This window comes from Streptomyces bullii, assembly GCF_042657145.1.
Classification (GTDB): Bacteria; Actinomycetota; Actinomycetes; order Streptomycetales; family Streptomycetaceae; genus Streptomyces; species Streptomyces bullii.
In genome coordinates this window covers 241,765-262,634 of sequence record NZ_JBHSNY010000009.1, presented here as the reverse complement: position 1 = coordinate 262,634, position 20,870 = coordinate 241,765, and the positions used below count along the sequence as shown (strand labels likewise).

Annotated in this window: 21 protein-coding genes; 11 read left to right on the top strand and 10 right to left on the bottom strand. The window is 68.7% G+C overall.

All coding sequences use genetic code 11. From position 1 onward, the window contains the following. Positions 1-183 precede the first annotated feature (183 nt). The 3 genes from ACFPZJ_RS26240 to ACFPZJ_RS26230 all read right to left on the bottom strand — a co-directional run bounded on the left by ACFPZJ_RS26240 (position 184) and on the right by ACFPZJ_RS26230 (position 2,344). A complete protein-coding gene (locus ACFPZJ_RS26240; RefSeq protein WP_381026315.1) occupies positions 184-357 on the bottom strand; it encodes a CsbD family protein in 174 nt (57 codons plus the stop codon). Between the two features lie 192 nt (positions 358-549). Next, positions 550-1,776 carry a PP2C family protein-serine/threonine phosphatase gene (locus ACFPZJ_RS26235; protein WP_381026685.1) on the bottom strand — a complete coding sequence of 409 codons (1,227 nt, stop codon included), beginning with the start codon at positions 1,774-1,776 and terminating at the stop codon, positions 550-552. A gap of 226 nt (positions 1,777-2,002) precedes the next feature. Beyond that, on the bottom strand, positions 2,003-2,344 hold the full coding sequence (locus ACFPZJ_RS26230) for a MerR family transcriptional regulator (RefSeq protein WP_381026313.1): 342 nt from the start codon (positions 2,342-2,344) through the stop codon (positions 2,003-2,005). A gap of 797 nt (positions 2,345-3,141) precedes the next feature. Between ACFPZJ_RS26230 and ACFPZJ_RS26225 the strand changes: the two genes are divergently transcribed. Then, positions 3,142-3,345: a cold-shock protein gene (locus tag ACFPZJ_RS26225; RefSeq protein WP_381026310.1), complete on the top strand. Its 204-nt coding sequence runs from the start codon at positions 3,142-3,144 to the stop codon at positions 3,343-3,345. A 417-nt stretch (positions 3,346-3,762) separates the two neighbouring features. Then, on the top strand, positions 3,763-3,987 hold the full coding sequence (locus ACFPZJ_RS26220; protein ID WP_381026308.1) for a DUF5133 domain-containing protein: 225 nt from the start codon (positions 3,763-3,765) through the stop codon (positions 3,985-3,987). Between the two features lie 18 nt (positions 3,988-4,005). On the opposite strand, the gene ACFPZJ_RS26215 is transcribed toward ACFPZJ_RS26220, so the two are convergent. Continuing rightward, positions 4,006-4,215 carry a hypothetical protein gene (locus ACFPZJ_RS26215; RefSeq protein ID WP_381026305.1) on the bottom strand — a complete coding sequence of 70 codons (210 nt, stop codon included), beginning with the start codon at positions 4,213-4,215 and terminating at the stop codon, positions 4,006-4,008. Between the two features lie 609 nt (positions 4,216-4,824). Between ACFPZJ_RS26215 and ACFPZJ_RS26210 the strand changes: the two genes are divergently transcribed. The 6 genes from ACFPZJ_RS26210 to ACFPZJ_RS26185 all read left to right on the top strand — a co-directional run bounded on the left by ACFPZJ_RS26210 (position 4,825) and on the right by ACFPZJ_RS26185 (position 10,481). Next, a complete protein-coding gene (locus ACFPZJ_RS26210) occupies positions 4,825-5,094 on the top strand; it encodes a hypothetical protein (protein WP_381026302.1) in 270 nt (89 codons plus the stop codon). 948 nt (positions 5,095-6,042) lie between these two features. Next, the gene (locus ACFPZJ_RS26205) at positions 6,043-6,198 is read left to right on the top strand and encodes a DUF6131 family protein (RefSeq protein ID WP_381026299.1); all 156 of its coding nucleotides are present in this window, start codon (positions 6,043-6,045) and stop codon (positions 6,196-6,198) included. A 982-nt stretch (positions 6,199-7,180) separates the two neighbouring features. Further along, positions 7,181-7,384, top strand: a complete 204-nt coding sequence (locus ACFPZJ_RS26200; RefSeq protein WP_028799214.1) for a cold-shock protein — start codon at positions 7,181-7,183, stop codon at positions 7,382-7,384. Positions 7,385-7,616: 232 nt separating this feature from the next. Next, positions 7,617-9,110: a DEAD/DEAH box helicase gene (locus tag ACFPZJ_RS26195; RefSeq protein WP_381026297.1), complete on the top strand. Its 1,494-nt coding sequence runs from the start codon at positions 7,617-7,619 to the stop codon at positions 9,108-9,110. Positions 9,111-9,215: 105 nt separating this feature from the next. Beyond that, positions 9,216-9,530: an SCO5918 family protein gene (locus tag ACFPZJ_RS26190; RefSeq protein WP_381026294.1), complete on the top strand. Its 315-nt coding sequence runs from the start codon at positions 9,216-9,218 to the stop codon at positions 9,528-9,530. Between the two features lie 600 nt (positions 9,531-10,130). Then, entirely contained in the window at positions 10,131-10,481 is a 351-nt protein-coding gene (locus ACFPZJ_RS26185) for a helix-turn-helix domain-containing protein (RefSeq protein ID WP_381026291.1), read from the top strand. Positions 10,482-10,860: 379 nt separating this feature from the next. On the opposite strand, the gene ACFPZJ_RS26180 is transcribed toward ACFPZJ_RS26185, so the two are convergent. Next, positions 10,861-11,655 (bottom strand): SDR family NAD(P)-dependent oxidoreductase, encoded by a 795-nt coding sequence (locus ACFPZJ_RS26180; protein WP_381026289.1) that lies wholly within the window; start codon positions 11,653-11,655, stop codon positions 10,861-10,863. Continuing rightward, positions 11,652-12,659 carry an NADP-dependent oxidoreductase gene (locus ACFPZJ_RS26175; protein ID WP_381026287.1) on the bottom strand — a complete coding sequence of 336 codons (1,008 nt, stop codon included), beginning with the start codon at positions 12,657-12,659 and terminating at the stop codon, positions 11,652-11,654. Before ACFPZJ_RS26175 ends, ACFPZJ_RS26180 begins: the two co-directional genes overlap by 4 nt. 631 nt (positions 12,660-13,290) lie before the next feature. Between ACFPZJ_RS26175 and ACFPZJ_RS26170 the strand changes: the two genes are divergently transcribed. Continuing rightward, positions 13,291-14,031 (top strand): hypothetical protein, encoded by a 741-nt coding sequence (locus ACFPZJ_RS26170; protein ID WP_381026285.1) that lies wholly within the window; start codon positions 13,291-13,293, stop codon positions 14,029-14,031. 514 nt (positions 14,032-14,545) lie between these two features. On the opposite strand, the gene ACFPZJ_RS26165 is transcribed toward ACFPZJ_RS26170, so the two are convergent. Next, positions 14,546-15,028, bottom strand: coding sequence for a DUF5994 family protein (locus ACFPZJ_RS26165; protein ID WP_381026682.1), 483 nt, complete (start codon positions 15,026-15,028; stop codon positions 14,546-14,548). A 578-nt stretch (positions 15,029-15,606) separates the two neighbouring features. Between ACFPZJ_RS26165 and ACFPZJ_RS26160 the strand changes: the two genes are divergently transcribed. Beyond that, positions 15,607-15,891, top strand: a complete 285-nt coding sequence (locus ACFPZJ_RS26160) for a hypothetical protein (protein WP_381026283.1) — start codon at positions 15,607-15,609, stop codon at positions 15,889-15,891. Between the two features lie 900 nt (positions 15,892-16,791). Here the strand turns inward: ACFPZJ_RS26160 and ACFPZJ_RS26155 are convergent. From ACFPZJ_RS26155 to ACFPZJ_RS26145, 3 genes are all read right to left on the bottom strand, one after another. Further along, the gene (locus ACFPZJ_RS26155) at positions 16,792-17,574 is read right to left on the bottom strand and encodes a calcium-binding protein (protein WP_381026281.1); all 783 of its coding nucleotides are present in this window, start codon (positions 17,572-17,574) and stop codon (positions 16,792-16,794) included. A 62-nt stretch (positions 17,575-17,636) separates the two neighbouring features. Then, positions 17,637-18,386, bottom strand: coding sequence for a calcium-binding protein (locus ACFPZJ_RS26150; RefSeq protein WP_381026278.1), 750 nt, complete (start codon positions 18,384-18,386; stop codon positions 17,637-17,639). 1,218 nt (positions 18,387-19,604) lie between these two features. After that, positions 19,605-20,120: a GNAT family N-acetyltransferase gene (locus tag ACFPZJ_RS26145; RefSeq protein ID WP_381026275.1), complete on the bottom strand. Its 516-nt coding sequence runs from the start codon at positions 20,118-20,120 to the stop codon at positions 19,605-19,607. 315 nt (positions 20,121-20,435) lie between these two features. Between ACFPZJ_RS26145 and ACFPZJ_RS26140 the strand changes: the two genes are divergently transcribed. Further along, positions 20,436-20,774, top strand: coding sequence for a hypothetical protein (locus tag ACFPZJ_RS26140; RefSeq protein ID WP_381026272.1), 339 nt, complete (start codon positions 20,436-20,438; stop codon positions 20,772-20,774). Positions 20,775-20,870: the final 96 nt, after the last annotated feature.

The window sequence follows — 20,870 nt, the reverse complement described above, 5'->3', positions numbered from 1 at the left end:
CGTGGCCCGCGACGTCCGTTCCCGAGTCCTCGGCGCCGCCCAGTCTCACCTCAATGGTGACATCGGTCGAGATCCCTGCGGCAGTTCGTGGTGATCTCCCGCAGCAAGGTCGGGCCGCGCGGGAGCGCGCCGTCGTCCCCGGACGGTGGGTCCCCGAGAACGGGGACCCACCCAGGTGCCTTGTCAGCGTCGGAAGGTGTCCTTGATCTTCTCCTTCGCCTCACGTACGTTGCCCTTCGACTTCTTGGCCTGGCCCTCGGCCGCAAGACCTTCGTCGTCCGTCGCACGGCCGACGGTTCCCTTGACCTTGCCCTTGGCCTGCTCCGTCTTGGCCTTTGCCTTCTGCTCTCGAGCCACGATCACTCACTCCCAGTCGCCTTCCACCTAGGGACTACTACGGCGAGTGACCACCGACCGGCGGATGCAAACAGCGAGGTTCTGGAGACCAGCCATGCACAAGCGCGGCGCCACCTTCGCCCCCGGGAGACACCGTTCAGCCAACGGTTCAGCCCTTGTCGGTGCACCTGTGCCTCAGTCAGTGGCAGTCACTCACAGGCGGACGACAACCAGAGCAATGTCGTCGGTGTTGCCGGCGGGTGGGAGGAGGTCGGCCAGGACGGCGTCGGCCAGGGATTCGGGGTCCGTGTGCCGGTGGCGGGTGAGGGAGTCAGCGAGGCGGGCCAGACCGGTATCGATGTCCTCATGCCGGCGCTCGATCAGGCCGTCGGTGTACAAGACCAAGGTGGCGCCCTCGAGGAACGGCGTGCTGGTCTGGGGGCGGGGAACGTGTTCGGGGCGGGCTCCGAGCGGCGGGTCTGTGGCCTGGTCGAGGAAGGTCACGGAGCCGTCGGAGTGGAGGAGGGCGGGTGGTGGGTGACCGGCGCTGCTGTAGGTGATGGTGTGACGGTCCCAGTCGATGAAGGTCGTCACGGCGGTGGTCGACTCCGCGCCCTCGACGAAGCGGGCGTACAGACCGAGAGCCTCCAGGGCGCGGGCCGGGCCGTCGGCCACCCGGCAGGCCGCGCTCAGCGCGCTGCGCAGTTGTCCCATGACACAGGCAGCCGTGAGGCCGTGGCCGACGACGTCACCAACGGCGACTGCGATACTGTCGCCGGCCAGGTCGGCCAGGTCATACCAGTCGCCGCACACGTTCAAGGTGCCGACGGCGGGCTGATAGCGCACGGCCGCCCGGTGGTGGCCTACGGAGCTGGGGGCGGGCAGCATGGCCTCCTGCAGAGCTACCGCGACCTCGCGTTCGCGGGCGTGGGCCTGGCGCAGGCGCTCATTGACCTCCTGCAGGTCACGAGAGCGGGTGTAGAGCTCGGCCTCCAGCACCCGCGCCCGGTCACCGACGGCCGCGCCGCCGCGGGCGCGGATGAGCTCGGTGACCTCCTCTACCCGGTGCACAATCAGCACTACTCGCCCGTCCGGGCCGAGAACTGGCGCGTTGATCGGGCTCCAGTAACGCTCCTCCCAACGACCTGGCCGCTCGGCATCCTCGATGTCGTAGCGGATCAGCGCCATCGTGTCACGCTCACCGGTCGCCACCACGCGCAGCATCGACGCCTGGGTCTCCCGCATGCCGACCGCAGCGCGATCGTAAGGGTTCTCGGGAAAGACATCGAAAATGTAGCGACCGACCAGCTGCTCCCGGGTGCGCCCGGCCAGCCGGAGGAAGTCCTCGTTGGCGTCGACGTACACCAGATCCGGCGTGAGCAGTGCCACCATGCCGGGCAGGGCCTGGAAGACCGCCTCGTAGTCGATTTGCGGTTTCATGTGCTGCCTGCCCCGGTCGCCGACCGTCAGTGTGGGTGTTTCACAATAAATGTTCACGGACCACCACGACGGGGCACTGTTCCTTTCAGCCCCGGAACTCACCTGGCCAGCCCTGCGAAGAACGCGTCGTCCCGACCGCCTGCCCCCGTGATCAATGACCTGGTGGTTCGCAATCGTATCTGCCCACTTGTTCGGCCGGGCCGGTTTCGGCGCGGCCGAGTCCGGGTCAGGCTGAGGTCTTTGGCTGGCTGGTTCCGTGGGCGCGTAGTTCCTGGTTGATGCGCTGGGCTTCTTCCAGCTGGTCTTCGAGGATGACGATGCGGCAGGCGGCTTCTATAGGGGTGCCGGCGTCGACGAGTTCGCGGGCGCGGGCAGCGATGCGCAGCTGGTATCGCGAGTAGCGTCGGTGGCCGCCCTCCGAGCGCAGGGGGGCGATCAAGCGGTGTTCGCCGAGGGCACGGAGGAAGGCGGGGGTGGTGCCGAGCATTTCGGCGGCCCGGCCGATGGTGTAGGCGGGGTAGTCGTCGTCGTCAAGGGGGTTGACGGGGCGGGGACTGGCAGGGGGCATAGACCTCTTCTTTCGAAAGACGCGTCGGGGGGCCCGGGCGCTACTGCAGCGCCCGGGCCCCGAGGTTTCAACACCATCTGCCGGCTGACTTCACGCCGGCTTCCTTGTTCCGCTGGCCCGCCTGGGAGGGCGGAGCTGCGGGGATCGCGGATGCGTGACCGTGGACCACCTTCCGTTCTGGGGCCTGCGGTACCCGAGCGGTCTCTTCGTCCTCGCCCGGGCGATCCTGATGGCGTCTGCTCCTCCCTCATTCGGTTGCGGTTGCACTGGACAACGCGGGTACTGCTTCCGGCCCGGCAGGCGGAGGCGGGGATCCAGACCTCAGGCCCCGCCACCGACCTGCCGTTCCGTGTCCTTCTAGGCGTTCTCGCGTGGCAGTTCATGCCTGCCACGCCCTCTTGGACTTCCTGAGTACGACGACAAGACTAACCCCCGCGCGCCCCAATGTCTACTCTCACCATGACAGATTTACTTCTGGCTCCAGGACTCCTCTGCTGTGGTTTCAGCGTCCTTGATCCTGATGTCTGTACGGTAAGAGCAAGAGCGCCCTGCTTTGTGGTCTGTCGCGAGCCGGTGGGCAAGCGCATCACCTCGTCGTTCGGGGGAGCGGCGACAAGCACGTCCAGTCGGCCCGCGACGGGGACAAGAGTCTGCTGCGGCGGGTGGCGGGTAGCCGCGACGCAGGGTGTGACTCCGGGGCGTTTCTCCTTTCCAGCGCCCGGGTGGTCCACGATGATGCAACCTACGGCCGCGTGGCACAGTGCTGCGCCGCCCGATCATGGATGAGGGAGACCGACATGGCCACCGGCACGGTGAAGTGGTTCAACGCGGAAAAAGGCTTCGGCTTCATCGAGCAGGACGGCGGCGGGCCTGATGTGTTCGTCCACTACTCGGCCATTGCCGGTGGTGGCTACCGGGAGCTGCGTGAGGGCCAGAAGGTCCACTTCGACGTCACTCAGGGGCAGAAGGGGCCGCAGGCCGAGAACGTCACGCCGGCCTGAGCGATGACACTGGCTTACGCCCGGCCGCCAGTGTCCTTCCTGCCCGGGTGAGCGTCTGTGCACGGTTCGGGGAACCGGTGGTGCGCCTGTGCCCGGCTGGCCGGCAACCGGACGGGCCGCAGGACCGATCAACCGGACGGGCAGTGTGGCGGGCCCGAATGCCCGACGTCGCCCCCGCACCCTGCGGGTCCTGCGCAACCCACGGGACCGCTCGCCCGGCCGCACCGTTCCCCCAGCGGTGCACAGTGTCCGTACGCGGCCTGCGCAGAGGCGACGATTTTCAACGCGTGATCGTACTTTGGTCGCCTCCTGCAGGTGTGACCAGGTAAGGCTCCCCGGGTGCGGCCAGCGCCGATGGCTGCGACCGTAGGAGTGGAGGGATAGCTCCGAACCGGGGGGAGGACGGAGGCCGCCGTCATGCTGAGAGCGGATCCTTCACTCCTGCGCCATCTCGTCGAACGCTGCGAGACGCTCAGACGGCGCACGGCGTCCGGTGGCAGCGCGCAGGCCATGCGCCAGCTCGAGGACGCGACGTACACGCTGTGTGTCATCACGGGCACCCGCCAGTTGGACACGGCGCTGTACGTGGCCCGCCAGCAACTGGCCGACGCGATGAAACGCGAGCAGCCTCTCCGTCGGTGACGATCCGACCCAGGCCGCTCAACCACGACCGACCAGATACACCAACCCGATCATGCGGCCTGCAAGGCCCCAGGCGCCCGGCGGGAAGAGTGACGGCTCCCAGCCGAGCGCCTGGCCGTGTTCGGCGTCCGGGTCGGCCTGGGCGCGGCGCGCCTCGTAGATCCGGTCGAAGCCGTACACCCAGCCCGTCCGCGCCGTGGCGGTCAGCAGTGCGCTGTGCGCTCGCACCGACGGCCCCAACCACGTCGGGATCCCGCCGACGGCCGTAGCTCACGACCCTCCAGCATCGCTAATGGGCGCCAGTCACCGCGCTCGTTGATGTAGTCGCCCGCCGCCAGGTCCTCTCGCACGGGCTTCTCGGGACCGAGGCGCTCACCCGGGCCCTCGTTGAGCGGTTCGCCTCCACCAAGCACCCGAAACACGGGTGATCCCGCGCCGTCCTGGATCGGGCGGAGAAGGGCGACTGCCTTCCGGTCTCCGTGGCCATCCGCCCGGCTGGGGGGACCACAGTTATGGCCACTGCTGAGTGGTTCAAAGGAGAAGAGGAGAGCCAGCCCACCTCCTGGGATGCAGATTTACCTTTAGGAAGCTTTTATCCGGTTTCATCCCTGTTTGGGATGGTGAGTCGGACAGGGCGAAAGAATCCAACCGAAGGCATCGACGAATACGGGCGCGACAAGTCGCCCCCCACCCCGCGCGCTCACCGCCATGTTCGGTAGGTCGATGCCCACCGGACACCCGGGCCCGCGGTTGCGAGACGCTGCCCCAAGACGGCGGCTTCAGGCGGCCCGGGGCACGCGCTCAATCAGCACAGGAACAGGAAAGGAGTCAGCTGTCATGACACAGGTCGAGCAGCCCCTGACAGATGCCGCCATCAAAGTTCGCCAAGTCAACCACTACCAGTTCAGCTGGGTGGCCGGAGAACCCGGCAAGCGCGGCACCTTCACCCTGCAACTGGTTCTTGACGAAGGCGCCGGGGAAGAAGTCCTCACTGTCGATGCCGACGACGCCGACGTCTTGAAGGATCTGCTGGAGCACAATCAGACAGTTCAATACGACGTCCCACGGCACACCCTCATGTTCGGCGTGACACCCGCCGGCAGCTGACACACAGCAGCCCACCGCGCAGTCCCCAGCATCGGAAGCGTGGGCCACGCATCGCTTGGTGCGGGTTCGCTAGTCGGGTCTGGTGGGTTCGCCGAGACGCCGAACACGTCGCGTTTCCGGGACGCCAGACACCACGCGGCGGCCGCCGCCGACCACCGGGCCAATGCTCGAACCTACTTGCACCGAGGCAGCCCCTTGCCCGACGACCCCCGGACTCAGAACCAAAACACCTTGAAGTGGGTGCGACGCTGAATGCCGACGGCGCTGAGGGGTACGCCGTCGACGTCAGTACCACCTCCTGGTCAGGAGGCATCATGTCTTTCTGGGCGTGGGTCCGAGAACACCTGTCGGGCAGATCGATCCGGCCCTCCACGGCTGTCGGTACCGCGGAGGTCCGCTCAGGCAGGTCGCAGGAGACGGGCGGCAAGCCGGAGGACGAGGCAGCGAACCATCCCAGCACGACAGGAACGACACCCAACGAGACGTTCGTGGGCCGGGTCGCCGGCGACGACCCCGGTTACCTGGAGACGGGCGCCGAGAAGCGCGCTGAACCAGACGCTGAATAGGGCGGCAGTCCACAGAACCCACAAAGCGTGCTCACGTGGTTACAGAACCAGTAGAAGACGACGTTCGACGCCACACCGACCGGCTCGACGACCCCGCTTCCCGACGGATTCACGCTGCTTCGCTGGCGGCATCCAGTGACCCGCTCATTGCGGTCCTGCAACTAGTCGGCGTCGTCACCTTCGTAGACTGCTGCCCCACCCTGCACACAGCTCACACCCGGGCGCCGTCGCCAGCGCCCCGCCCCCAACGAGGGCTCATCCACCGCCGGCCCGCCCCGTCGACCCCGACACATTCCGGGTCGACGAGCTCCGCGACGAGGCTTCCCTATCGCGGCGCGGGGGTCCACAGTGAAAGCAGCACTACTCCGCACCGGAGGCCGTCATGCTCCTCCTCGGCATCATCCTGCTGGTCATCGGCTTCGTCACCGGCATATCGATCCTGTGGACGATCGGGATCATCCTCGCGGTCATCGGCGCGATCCTGTGGATCATGGGCTCCATGGGACACGCGGTCGCCGGCCGCCGACACTACTGGTGACCTTCATCCCACACGTGCCATCGCCTTGCGCCAGGCCGTCGATTGACATCCCGCACCTGGCGCACATCCCTGCGCGCCAACCGACGCGTAGTGCGCCACCGCACCAGCCAGTACTGTGCGGGGTGCCCACCGCCGTGTCGTGCGCACGGGAGGCGCGCCGGGGCCAATCGACCGCACCTGTGCGCAGGGGATACGGTGGCGCGCCCATTTCACAAGCCCCGTGGACCATTGTCTGTTCGACATCCCACAGCAGATCAGCCGCCCCGCCATGCTGCCCGGCTCCCCTCCTTTCTCTTGACCGAAGGCACGGGGGCGCCCCCGTCCGCCGGCGGTTCCGGTGATCTCCTGGTGACCGAGGGGGTGCCCGGTCGTCCCCACCTCGAAGCCTCCCACCAGCCGGGAGCCAACCTGCTCTCGAACCCCCCAGACCACATCAGTCCCACAGGACCGCCGCATCGTGGTCAGCGACAGTGCCGCGTTCACCGCGCCTGCGAAGTCGAGGCAGGTGAGGTCGCGCATGCCCCTGCGGCCGACGTGGTGCGCGCGTGCGGGCGGTCACGGCCCACAACCTGTCGCGGCCACGGCCGTCACGCTCTTCGCGGGCGATGTGACCTTCATCGCGGCAGTGGAGTCTCGGCGCGTTCGCCGTTGTGTCACAGGCCGACGACGGTGGCAGCGGCACATCTCCCGTCGACGGAGGTCACAGGGCTGCGGGCGGACGCGCACGGGGAAAAGGCCGCGCCCGCGGACAGCAATATCTGTGCCCGTGACATGAGAAATAAGTGCAGGGCACCGCGAGTATTCCTCGACCGTGGACCGGATCGGAAATTATCGACGGTGCAGGGCCGATCGCACCGTGCTACTGTCGATCTCAGTTGCAGGTGTGGTTGCCAGAAGGTTCATTTCCGACGGGGTAATCATCACGGCGACACGGAATTCGCACACGGCGTATTCCTGACACCGTCTCCGAAGGAGAAACAAAATGGCTACTGGCACCGTGAAGTGGTTCAACGCGGAAAAGGGCTTCGGCTTCATCGAGCAGGACGGCGGCGGCGCCGACGTCTTCGCCCACTACTCGAACATCGCCACCCAGGGCTTCCGCGAGCTGCTGGAAGGCCAGAAGGTGTCGTTCGACATCGCGCAGGGCCAGAAGGGCCCGACGGCCGAGAACATCGTCCCCGCCTGACATCGGCGCTGACGCATACTTCGCAGCTGGGGCCCGCACCTCTGGGGTGCGGGCCCCAGCTCGCTGCTTTTCAGGGCGGGAGACGGGAAGCATGCACCGCATCAACGACGGCTGACATGTTTCCCGTCGGCCCGACTCGCCCCACATCGACTTCGGCTCGTTTCGAGATTCTCTGCGCCGCTCATCTGCTGCGGGAACTCCTTGCTACGTGCCCCATCAAGGAAGGTTCCGCATGAAGCGTGCCCACACATCCCGCACATACGACCGTTTCGGAGGAGGCGCCGGCGCCAACCGCTCCGGTGGTCCGCGCCGTTCCAAGACCTACGGAAATCGACAGGCCGGACGGGCCGTACAGGGCGAGTTCGCGCCGCCGAAGACGATCACGCCCGCGCTGCCCGCCGTCGAGTCGTTCGCCGATCTCGGCATGCCTGCACAGCTGTTGGCCACGCTCGGCCGTGAGGGCGTGACCGTACCGTTCCCGATCCAGGCGGCGACCCTGCCGAACTCCCTGGCCGGTCGTGACGTACTCGGGCGTGGCCGTACCGGCTCGGGCAAGACCCTCGCCTTCGGCCTCGCCGCACTGGCCCGTACAGCGGGGCGGCGTGCCGAGTCACGGCAGCCGCTCGCCCTCGTCCTCGTCCCCACCCGCGAGCTCGCCCAGCAGGTCACCGACGCGCTCACGCCGTACGCCCGCTCCGTGAGCCTGCGGCTGGCCACCGTCGTCGGCGGGATGTCCATCGGCAGGCAGGCCGGTGCGCTGCGTGCCGGGGCCGAGGTGGTCGTCGCGACGCCCGGGCGGCTCAAGGACCTCATCGACCGGGGCGACTGCCGGCTGGACGCCGTCGACATCACTGTCCTCGACGAGGCCGACCAGATGGCCGACATGGGCTTCATGCCGCAGGTGACCGCCCTGCTCGACCAGGTGCGTCCCGACGGGCAGCGGATGCTCTTCTCGGCCACCCTGGACCGCAACGTCGACCTGCTGGTCCGCCGCTACCTGACGGACCCGGTGGTCCACTCCGTCGACCCGTCGGCGGGGGCGGTCACCACGATGGAGCATCACGTCCTCCATGTGCACGACGCTGACAAGCACCGGACGACGACCGAGATCGCGGCGCGCGACGGTCGAGTGATCATGTTCCTCGACACCAAGCACGCGGTGGACCGGCTGACCAAGCACCTGCTGGGCAGCGGTGTCCGCGCCGCGGCCCTGCACGGTGGCAAGTCCCAGCCGCAGCGCACGCGGACTCTGGCCCAGTTCAAGAGCGGGCATGTGACGGTACTGGTGGCGACGAACGTCGCGGCGCGCGGGATCCACGTCGACAACCTCGACCTGGTCGTCAATGTGGATCCGCCCAGTGACCACAAGGACTACCTGCACCGCGGCGGTCGTACCGCCCGCGCCGGCGAGTCCGGCAGCGTCGTCACCCTGGTGACCCCCGATCAGCGTCGCGGTATGACCCGACTGATGGCTTCGGCAGGCATCACCCCCCGGATCGCCCAGGTACGTTCGGGCGAGGCGGAGCTGAGCCGCATCACGGGTGCCCAGGCCCCTTCCGGTGTCCCGGTCGTCATCTCCGCGCCGGGCGTGGAACGTCAACGCGGCGCGTCTTCGTCGTCCCAGGGACGTCGGGGTCGCCGGGGCCACGCCGGCCAGGGCGGGTCATTCGGCGAAGCGGCGCGCCGCAGGGCACCGCGGCGGACCGGATTCGACTCGGCTGCCTAGAGCCGCTGTGATCGGGGAGCATGGCCGCACCCCGGGCGTCCTCACCGTCGCCCGCTGGTGCACCTCGCCCGGTCAGCCCGTTCTCTTTCTTGTCTGTGAGGCATCATGCGCTGTGTCATCGCCCGGTACCCGTTCGAGCTGACCAAGAGCGGGGTGCTGGCCTCGATGAAGGGTGTCACGCCCGAGCTCGTCACAGGTGAGTCCGTGACCATCGGCCGCCGCCGCTACCCGGTCAAGCAAGTAGGCCAGGTCATCACCCGACAGGACCGCCGCGACTTCACCAGCGGGGAAGTCGTCCGGGCCATGACCCGCCTCGGCTTCACCTGCCACGACCACGCCGAGACCGCTCCGTCGGCTGTGCCCACTCCGCTCCAGAGGGCCTCGGCGCTGCTCGGGGGCATCGCCTCCCCAGAGGTGTGAGGACAGGCGGAAAGCCGCCATCGCAGACCCGGTGAGGGCCGTGCCGACGCGCGTCGGCAGGGCCCTCACCGTCGTCTCGCCGTCTCGCCGTCCATGCGGAGGTCCGGGCCGAGCGGAGGGGCGAAGGAGCGTCCGACTGCCCTCAGTGGCCGAGACGGACACAGTCCTTCAGCACCGCCGGCACACGCACCCCCACACGCGCATCGGTCTGTTCGGCGCTGGCCCCTGGGCTTGAGGCGGCCGCCGGAGTGACAAGAGGCGACTGCCCGACCAGGCTGAGGGACCGGTAGGGGCTGCCAACACCGAGCGGTACCGCAGCATCCAGTCACCAAATGGTTGGTGCAGAGGAAGGACGGAGGAGCAGGCGCCATCAGGATCGCCCGACCCGAGAAACTCTCGGTCCGGGTACAGCAAGGCCCCGGAACGATGGTGGTCCCCGGTCACGCAACAGCGATCCGCGCACCCCTCCCCTCACCGGGCCGGGGAGCGGAAACAGAAGGTCGGCACACCATGAGGGCCGGCAGATGGTGTTGAATCTCCTTCGGGGCCCTGGTGCCGTGCGGCATCAGGGCCCCTCGACGCGTTGCACGACGAGGTGACATGGCAGCAGATACTCCACTCAGCGATCGTCTGGAAGACGACGACTACCCCGCATACACCATGGGCCGGGCCGCCGAAATGCTCGGGACCACCCCTGGGTTCCTCCGAGCCATCGGTGAGGCTCGTCTGATCACTCCGCTGCGCTCGGAAGGCGGACATCGCCGGTACTCCCGCTACCAACTACGGATCGCCGCTCGCGCCCGCGAGCTCGTCGACAGGGGAACCCCCATCGAGGCTGCTTGCCGCATCGTCATCCTCGAGGATCAGCTCCAGGAAGCTCAGCGCATCAACGCCGAATACCGCCGTGCCGCGAACGAAGCGTCCGGCAGTTCCAGTCCCGGTTCAAACTGATCGGGCGGGCGCAGGTGCCAGGACAAGCACACCTCGGACAGCCGTGGCGGGTCGACTCGAGACGTACGACTCCGAGATGCGCATGAACGGGCCGCATTCGACGGCCGGGCGACGTCCTCGGCGAGAAGGGCGGCCAGGCACGCTGCGCCCGTCCCATCCGCGGACGGCACGTCAAAGCGCCGGCGACGCCGGCACCTTGGCCACGCCGCCTGCGCCAGCCGCCTTCCCCGCCCGGCCGGGGCGACAGCTCGCCCCGGCGCCCGCACCAGGCGCACAGACGGCCCAGCGCCGTCGACGTTCGCTGCGCATCCTCGTCACTCGCACCACGACGTGCCTTGGCGAACGGATTGCCGTCCTGTCCGACGGATTCGTTCCGCCCTCAGACGTCGGCGGGCCTCACCGGGCCGGGGACGGTGCGGAACCGGAAAGGTTCCGCTTCCCGGCCCGCCTGGACGAACCAGCACTCCCCCGAACCGTCACCGGTGACGATCCGTAGCACCGTGTCCGCCACGGCCTCGGCCGGGATGACGGGCATACCCTGCGCGGAGAGCATGTCGCGCAGCGGGTCGATGATCCGCGATTCGGCGAACCCTGGGCAGACCGCGTTGAAGCGCACATGGTCCGCCGCGAGAGCCGGCCCGAGGGAGCGGGCGAGTCCGACGACCGCGTGCTTGTTGGCCGCGTACAGGGGGTCCAGCGGTACTGCCGCCAGTCCCGCGAGGGAGGCAGTCGCGACGATGGCCCCTCCGCCCCGGGCCCGCAGCGCCGGCAGCACCGCGTGAGTGCCGTAGACCACCCCGTCCAGGTTGGCGCCCATCGCCCGGCGGTAGCGCGCCGGGTCGAAGTCGCCACCCACGCCGCATCCCGTCGCCACACCCGCGTTGAGCAGCGCGATGTCGACGCCGCCGTACTGGTCCTGGGCAAACTCCACCAGCGCGCGATTGGCCTCGAGGTCGGAGACGTCGCAGGCGCGGAAGGCGCCGTCTACCAGGTCGGCCACCTCGCGGCCGGCCCGCGCGTCGAGGTCCGCGACGACCACCCGCGCCCCGGCCTCCGCCAGTGCGAGCGCCATGGCCCGGCCGAGTCCGCTGGCACCGCCGGTGACGATCGCCACCTTGCCCGTGAGCGCGGCGCCGGCCCTCTGCCCTGACCGAAGGGCCTCGACGGCGGTCATGCCAGCTCCAGCACGAGCTTGCCGACGTTCTCGCCGCGGAAGAGCATCTGCAGCGTCTCGGGGAAGTCGTCCACGGTGCCTCGCACCACATGTTCCTTGACCTTGATGCGGCCGTCTGCGATCCAGGCGGAGATCTCCCGCGCGGCCCTGGCGTACTGCTCGGCGTAGTCGAAGACGACGAAGCCCTCCATGCGGGCCCGACGCACCAGCAGGGTGAGGTAGTTGGAGGGGCCCTTGACCGGGGTGGCGTTGTTGTACTGGCTGATCGCTCCGCAGACCACCACGCGCGCGTGCATCGCCAGCCGGGTCAGGGCGGCATCGAGGATGTCCCCTCCGACGTTGTCGAAGTAGACGTCGATGCCGTCGGGGGCCTCCCGGCGCAGCGCCTTCCTCACATCCTCGGCGCGGTAGTCGATCGCCGCGTCGAAGCCCAGTTCGCCGGTGAGCAGCGCGCACTTCTCCGGCCCTCCGGCGATGCCCACGACCCGGCAGCCCTTGGCCTTCGCGATCTGCCCCACCATGGTGCCGACCGCGCCGGCCGCCCCCGACACCACGACGGTCTCGCCGTCCTTCAGCGCCCCGACGTCGAGGAGACCGAAATAGGCGGTCATGCCGGGCATGCCCAGCGCGCCGAGATACGTGGAGGGCGGGGCGAGGGAGGTGTCGATCTTCATCGCGCCCTTGCCATCGGAGACCACGTGCTCCTGTACGCCGAACGTGCCGACCACGTGGTCGCCCGGCCGGTAGTCGGGGTGGTTCGAGGCGGTGACCTCGATGACCGACCCGGCGCGCATCACCTCGCCGATGCCGACCGGCGGCAGGTAGGAGGGGCGGTCGTCCAGCCAGCCGCGCATGGCCGGGTCCAGGGAGATGACGCGTGTCCGGCCCGCGAACCGGCCAGGGCCGGGGTCCTCGACGGGCTCTGAACGGTGCTCCCAGTCCTCGGGTTTCACTTCGCCGACGGGTCGGGCTGCCAAACGGATCTGGCGGTTGGTCGCAGACATCACGTCTCCTGTCGTTCAAGTCCAGGGCGAGGGTACCGACCGGTAGGTATGTCACGTGTAGTGATGTTCGCCACACGCCACGAGCGGGCCTGCCGGTCGCGGTAGGTGAGCAGGTCCCGGCGCTCCCCTGCGAAGTGGGAGTGGTCGTTGAAGGTCATCAGGCTGATGTCGGTTGCCCGGCCACGAGCGTGGTGGCGGCGGTGTCGACCGCGACACGGTGAGGCCCCCGGAGGCGGCCACCACGGTGTCGCAGCCGAAACCCAGGGAGGCGATCAGGTCGCCCAGGGCCGCGGAGGCTCCCAGCGCGACCCGGTGGCGGACAAGCCGCTCGTGAAGGCCGATCGTGGCCGGCGCTGAACCCAGGGCCGCGATCACCACCAGATGAACGGCGTTCAGTTTCGCCAGCGCCGCTGACCGAACTCCCGTGCCGGCGGACCGCCGTCCGCCGAAGCCCGTCACGATCAAGCCGAGTGCATCGAAACTCAGGGCGAGGGGCAGCGGTCCTTCCAAGTGAGGGCTCAGCTCCGGCAGGGAAATGCCCGGCAGTGGCGTGGTGAGACAGTCGGATCACGCAGCCATCTCAGCTGAGGGTCTGGTTGGCTCGCTGAAGCCCGCCTGCTTGGATCTGAGCATGACGGATTGGTCGAAACTCAGTGACGCACATGGCTCCGCGGAAGGCGTCCCCGCTCTGCTCGACCGGTTCGAGGCCGATCCGCGTGGTGTCTGGTCCGAGCTGATGGACCGGCTGTGGCCGATGCTCGACACCGCTTTCTCGGCGAGCTTCGCGGCGCTTCCCCGTTTTGCTGAGATCGCAGCCGACCGCAATCCTGAAGAGCGGCGCTGGGTTCTGTTCGCGGCGGGCCCGATCGTGGCCTGCGCGCGCCGGTCGGTGGACGGCGTTGCCGCGCGTGCGGTCTACTCCTCGCAGATCGCGGAGCTTTCGCGGCTCACTGAGGAGTGCCTCCGTCTGCCGCTGGAGATGGAGGACTATGTCGGACTGCTCCAGGCGGGCTTGGCCTTCGAGGATGTAGAAGTCTGGGACGAGCACCTGGACAACCTGGCGCAAGGCGAGTACGAAGTCGACTGCCCTTACTGCGGGGTGAACCTGTTCATCGTGATGGGGGCTGACGGCTTCTTCTCCTGCAGCGATGACTATGCGCTCGGGGTTGTCGAGAAGACACCGTTGCGGCCAACTGCTCCGGCAGAGCTGGAGGGCCTGGCCAAGCGGCTGCATCACCAGGCCCTTGCCGACGGACAACCGGCGCTTGCTCAAAGGGTGCCGTATCTGTTCGGACAAGCGGCGTGCACTGACTGCGGAACGGTGTTCTCGGTGGCGGACCGCGTGGTCGCGAACGCGACGCCCTCCTGGTGAGCGTCGCGAGCCGCAGAGCTGTCACCCTCGGTTGCGGCGTTCGGCCTCGGTGCCACTGGGTGCTTTCCACTGCGGCCTGCGGACTGATTCGAGGGTGCGGCCCTCTGCAGGCGTGTACGTGCAACGCGGGCGTCCGTGCCGTTCTGAACAACGGCCGGCAGCGGGCCGAGTACGCCGGTCAGGTCACCGCGGACCGGCCGGGTGCCAGCATCTGCTGAAGGGTGCATCCGGGTCTGAGCCTGGACCCGCGTCCTCTGCTTCACCGATGGACTGGTGAAGGAGCACAACACCGGTGGGGAGGAGCGCCCGGAGCCCCTGATCAACCGTGTGAACCAGCTGGAGAGAACCGGCCACGGGATCCGGGCGGTGGCGCACTCCCTGTTCCACGCCCTCAAGCGGGGCGGAGCCGACAACCCCCACGGATGGCGCGACGCTGCTCATGGTGGAGTGGCGCGGCTGACCTCATCGCTGTCGTGCGTCGTCCCTCGGCCGGCCTCGGTCGAGGGACGGATCGTCAGTCCACGGGATCCTGCCCGCTTCTGGTGTCGATCAGGATCTGTTCCGCCTGGGCGACGTTGTCGGCCCGGACGGCCTGGGCCATTGCGGCATGTGCGGCCTCTGTCGTCGCGTGCGGCGGGATCACCAACAGTGAGAACATGTCCTGGTCGCCCCGTGTGATCAGGACGGTGCCGTCTCCCACCAGGAAGGAGTCGATGTGCACCACCCGGTCGTCGACGACGATTCGCGTCGGGAGCCCTTCCCAAGCCGCGGCGTCCAGCCCGACGCGCGTCACGGGGCCGAGATACCCGGTAAGGGCGCTCAGCAGCGCGGGCAGCTCGGCGCCGATGTCGCGCGACCGCGGCCACCACGCACCGTCCAGGACACCCTCCCGCGACTCCGTCGTTTCCAGCCGGAGGAGCGCGCACCCCGGCCGCATGGCCCGGTGAACGCCGCTCGGCAGATGCCGGGAGTCAGGGGATGAATCGGAGCCGGTCATGAGGACCACCCGTCTTCGGGAACCGGGGCCAACACAGGATGCGCCTCGTCCCTCCCACGCTACTCCCCGTGCCCCCCACTGCCGGAACCTCCGGGATCGGCCCGACCACGGCGCCTGCTTCGACGGCAGGGACCAAAGTCGCGGCATACGCTTCAGGAAGGGGCGCGTGCGGAAGCGCAGCGGCACCCGGACGCCGGACGTCCGAGTGTGGCCGCACATGTCCTCAGCGCCACCTCCCGAAGGAGGTACGCAGGGATGACGAACCACTGCCCTCCGCGGGTAGCGCCGTCCGCCTCGTCACGGCGGATGCGGAGGTGTCCCGTGCCGTCGCCGAGGTGGGGCGTCGCTGCTGCCTCGACCGAGCAGCGCAGCTACCCCGCTGACCGCGGAGGGGCGTGCCGTCTCCGTCTCACCAACAACCAGCAGGCACGCCTCACAGCCTGTACAGTCCCGGCTGGATCCGCCGGAGCGGCCAGCCCGCAACGCGGCGGAGGCGTGACAAGACGTCGACGGCCGCGCAGCCTGCCGCCCCCCGTCCGCGCCCGCACCGTCGGCCACCAGCCCGAGAGCGAACAGCCATGACGACACTCCGTGAACGCAAGACCTACCGCAAAGCGATTCTCCGAGCCCTCTACGGGGCCGTCGAACGCAATCGTCCCGAGGTCAGCGGAGCGACACTCCGTGACGAGGTCCGTCTTCCCGACGCGGACCTCTCCGCAGCCTGCGCCTACCTGGCCGACGCGGGCCTGATCAACGTCGACTGGACATCGCACAAGACTCCCGCCACCGCGTCGCTGACCCATGAGGGCATCCGCTTCATGGAGGAGGAAGAAGAGTCGGCTGCACCCACTCAGGGTGACTGACGCGGCGCCCGGGCGCTCCCCCACCGAAGCCTGCTCGGAGCCACTTGGGAGCCATGTGGGAGCCAACCTGCTTCCGACGTCCCCCCGGACCACACAGCCCCGTGAGGACGCGCCGGCATCGTAGTAAGCGACCAGTGTCGCGTTCACCGCGCAGCGGATGGCGGTGATCACGCGGCTGTCCCAGGACCGGGCTGCTTGGCCTCGACGGGACTGCGCGCAGCGGCGAGGCGGCGGTTCGACGGTGAGGGCCGTGCCGACGCGCGTCGGCACGGCCCTCACCGGGTGTGCACGACACGGACAAGCAACGGACGGCCACCGAGCGGCCCTGAGGACCAGCTCGAGGAGGCTCAGCGCATCAACGCCGATACCCCCCTGCCGCGAGCGGAGCGTCCGACAACCCCAGTCCCGGTTCGAGCTGATCACTTGGGCGGGGGCGGGTGGCTCGAGCACGTACAGCGGCGCCCGTACGCCACGGCGGCGACCGGCAGGAGGCGGCCCGAGTCTCGGCACACTCCGCCTCCAGAGAGCTCTTGGTCCGCGGCATCATGGACGACCTGGACGGAGAACTGCCCGTCCTGACATGCAACGGTCCCGGCGACTACCGGCTGCAAATCCATGCTGCGGCCGGGACACCGCTCGACCTGGCCCCTGACGAGGTCACCCGGGTGGTACCTCACCCAGGCCCCCACTGACAGGGCTCGCTGCTCTGCCCGCCCACCGCTGCATGGTGGGCGGGCAGAGGCCTGTTGGGCTCGACAACTATCCCGCAGTTGAACTGGGGCGACGGCCGCGCGCACCGCACGATTGGGCACCGCCGGGGTCCATCACCCCTTCACCGGTGACGGCTGCGGCGCGCCGTCCCTGAGGCGCAAGGCCGACTTCGCAACGGCAATGCTGGCCTCAGGGGCAGTTGACGGTCGCGTCCCCGGGGTCGCGGTTGCAGGTGTCGATGGCCAGACCGCCGTCGAGCGAGTCGTTCATGGGGATGCCGTCGACGGCCTCGAGGGTGTCGATTCCTTCCTGGCCGTTGTGACTGTCGTTGCCCGTACCTCCCCTGAGGGTGTCGTTGCCGATGTTTCCGTTGAGGGTGTCATTGCCCTCGTTGCCGTTCAGCGTGTCGTTCCCGGCGTTGCCGTTGATCGTGTCGTTTCCGCCCAGCCCCGAGAGTGTGTCGTTGCCCGGGCCGCCGTTGATGGTGTCGTTGCCCGGCGTCGCGGCTCTGATCCCACGGGCCGCGTCATCGCCGAAGAGACGGTCCGCCCTGGGGCCTCCGACGAGGCGGTCGTCACCGTCGCCTCCGAAGACTGTCGAGGGCGTCTCCACGTTCGCCGAGACCGTGATCTGATCATCGCTGTCCTGACCGTTGATATGGATCGAGGTCCCGGGCAGCGGACAGGTCGCCGAGTTCGCCGACCGCACCTGGCACGGCGCGACAGCCGACACGGCGTCCCCGGCGTCCGACACCACGAGCAGGTCTCCCTGCCGCCGGACGGTGATGTCGTTCGCGACGCCCGTACTCGCGGTGACGATGACGCTGTCGTCCGAGAACGACACGACCGTCGTGTCCGCGAGCCCGCCGGCTCCGGCGAAGCCCGAGCCGGCCCAGGCCGATGAGCCGGCCAGTGATACGCAAACGAGTGCGGTGACGCACAGTATGGCCCGCGCACGCCTGGTGTTCGTCATCACGTGTCTCCCTGTCGTCCCGTCGGATGGGATGTGCCTGTCGCGTTCACGGCCGTTGGGCGTCAGGGGCAACCCGTGACGGAGTCGCCGACGTCGTAGCTGCACCGGTCGGATCCTGCGCCGCCGACGGCGTAGTCGTTGCCACTGATCTCGTCCACCACGTCGATGGTGTCTCTGCCGTTGCCTCCGTCGACGTAGTCGGACCCCTCCGCGGTGACGATCTGGTCGGCGCCGTTGCCTCCCTCGATGACATCGTTGCCGGAACCCGAACCGACGATGTCCGCGCCGTCACGCCCCTCGACGGAGTCGTTGCCGGAGCCGCCGGTGATCCGGTCCGCGCCTGATCCTCCGATCAGGGTGTCGTTCCCGCCCCCGCCCGACAGCGAGTCGGCGCCTTCCTCCCCTTCGAGTGTGTCGTTGGCTCCCCCGCCGACGAGGCTGTCGTCGCCCCCACCGCCCATCAAGGTGACCCCCAGCCCGCTGAGGGACGAGGTGACGCTGTCGTTCTGGTCGCCGGCCGCGACCACCAGCTCGGTCGTGGTCACGGCACCAGGGCAGACGGCCTCGTTGGCGCTGACCGAGGTGCAACCGCCGGACGCGGCGATCTGGTCGCCGGTGTCCCTGATCCTGATGCTGTCACCCACCTGCCATACGGAGATCGTGTTGCCGTAACCCACACCCGCGGTGACGGTCACGGTGGTGCCGGTCTTGTTGACGAGCGTGGTGGCGAAGGCTTGTGTCAGCGGCGCTTCGCTGGTGGCGGCGCCGGCCACACCACTGAGGTGCAGTGCGAAGCCGCAGAGCGTTGTCACAAGTGCAGTGGCCCGCAAAGTAGTTCTCACCATGCTTGCTCCTCGGGAAGTGGAGACCGTTGGGTGACTCGCTTCCGTGCTGTGAAGCACCGGGGGGGGACCCGGGAGAGACTCGGCAGTGTCTGCCTGTTGTGGTGCCAGTGCGGTGATGCGCGCACTCATCCGCTGTACTTCGTGGCGGTCGTACTTCATGGCGTAGGTTCGTTCCGCCGCCCGGCTGCCCGGCTGCCCGGCTGCCGCGAAGAGTGAGCGAGGTGCCGTATGTGACGGAGCACGCGGCTGAGCACTGAGAGCATGCCGTGCCGTCGAGCCGCCTTGAAGCGTCTTTAACGCCAACCCGGGCCGGCTCCGACCGGAGGTGACGCAGGGACACCAGGGGTGTCCGGCCTTGCCCTACGCGCAGCACCCTGCGGAAACACCGTCGGTTCCACATGTGGCGGAATTGTGCGCATCCAGTCATAGGAGGCGCCGCATCCAGTCATGGAGCGCGCCACGCCTTCTTCCCCTGCCTGGCGTCTAACTCCCGGACACCGACGAGTCGGGGGCCCACGGAGCGCTCGGAGCTCACCCCGTGGCGCCCCAGGCCGACCCCGGAACCTCGGAGCCTGGCGGCCGCACGGACGAAGACCCGGCCGACAGCAGCGCCGACGCGCCTCCAGCGCTGCCGCCGAGGGCCCGACAACGTCGCTCCGGCCCTGACGCTATTCCGGTAGCAGTGGCCAGCTCCGTTGCTGCGCTCCTATGCGTTCCCGTGCGTCTCCTCATAGTCGGCCACGACGGCGGGAATCACGTCCGCGATCTGCTGAGGTCGGGTCGACTGCCGACCGACCCGCTGGTCGATATTGGCAAGCTCCATACCGGGCGCCTGCGGGGCGTCACCTCACGCGGCTCCCGCGCCCATCAGAGCCGGGCGGAGATCTCCTCCATGAAGATCAGGGTGCTGAGGGTGCCAGCGGCGACGACTTCTCCGGCATCGAGTCCGCGGACGGATTGCCTCAGGTCCCGTCCTTCGGCCTCCAGGCGCGCATCGAGACAAGCGCGTGATCGTAGAGCAGTGGCTTTCCGGCCCCCGACGCGTAGTGCCCGAAACCTCGATGAACAGCCCGTCCCACCTCCGTCGCACGGAACGACGTCGCCGGACGAGGTCACGGCCCCGCCCGGCTTTCGCGGGGACGCCGCGGCGGTCGACTCGCCGGTGCCGACCGCCCCAGCCCGCCGCTACAGCGGGATGCGAAGGTCGAGCACCGGCCCCGTGGCTTCGGTCGGCGTCGCGTCCAGTCTCTGCAGGACGTGGAGCATCGGCTTGTTGCTCGCCGCCACCGCGGCGGTCAGCGTGTGGTGTCCCTCGCGGCGGGCCACGGTGGCCGCGTGTGCGGCCAGCGCGGTACCGAGCCCCCTGCACTGCCACGCGTCCTCGACCAGGATCGCGAGCTCGCCCACTCCTTGCTGATCGGTGCGCATGACGTTGGTCATGGCGATGACGTGGTCGGCACGCTCGGCCGGGGTGGTCACCAGGGTGGTGCCGCGCTCCGGATTGGACAACTGGCGCCATTCGGCCGGCGAGATCCCGGACTTGCCCGCGTGGTATCGCAGGGCTCGGCTGCCCAGCGAGCACCGGCGGTGTAGTTCCTGGACCGGCGCCAGGTCTCCAGGGGTGGCTTCCCGGGTTCGTGTGGCGGTGCCGTCGGTCAGCGTGATCGATCGTGTGGCGTCTCGACAGCCGGCGTCGGGCATACGACGTGCTCCTCACATTGCGATCGTGACTGCTGTGCCGCGGGTCCCGGGACGCATGTGCGGCCTTGCTACGGCAGAAGTCTTTTGCCGCCTCCGGGCCGACTCAAGAGGCTTTCGCGCCATGCCGGTTGCGCCTTGCGTATGTTGAGTCACGGAGAGAAACGGAAATGCGAGGGGACATGACCATTGGACGCCGCCGATGCTGAGCCTCGTTCACGCCGCAGCCCAAGGATTTACACAGCCGATCGCCCAGTCCTCGCCAGACAGGACAGGCCGACAGTCGTCCCTGTTTGCGTAAGTACCAAGCTTCTCTTCGTGGCGGGCACCGCCTCGGCCCGATGGTGCACGCTTCAGTTCGCGTCCGGCCCGGGTAGGGCGGGCAGGTGGCACGGCCGAACGCCACCGGACAAGGCCGCCAAGGCGGCCGCGGCGATCAACGCGGCGGAGGCGGCGCCCTGCCGGGAAATCATGCGCGTCGGTCACGACTACGACATCCATCCGATGCTCGGCGCCGCCGACCGGCGACCCCAGCGCATCGCCCACGTCGGGTACCTGGACTGCGGGATGCCCCAGAACGGCGTCCCGGCTCTGGTCGCCGTACCGAACCATACCCTGCGCGCAGCTGACGGATCGGGCCCAACGTTGCGAGCCTGACAATGAGTTGGCGCCGCCGGTCCGACGAGGGCAGCGATGGGGCTGTACCGCCGGTGTCTCTTACGCGGCATTGGACCGGCTCACCACCCTCGCCGC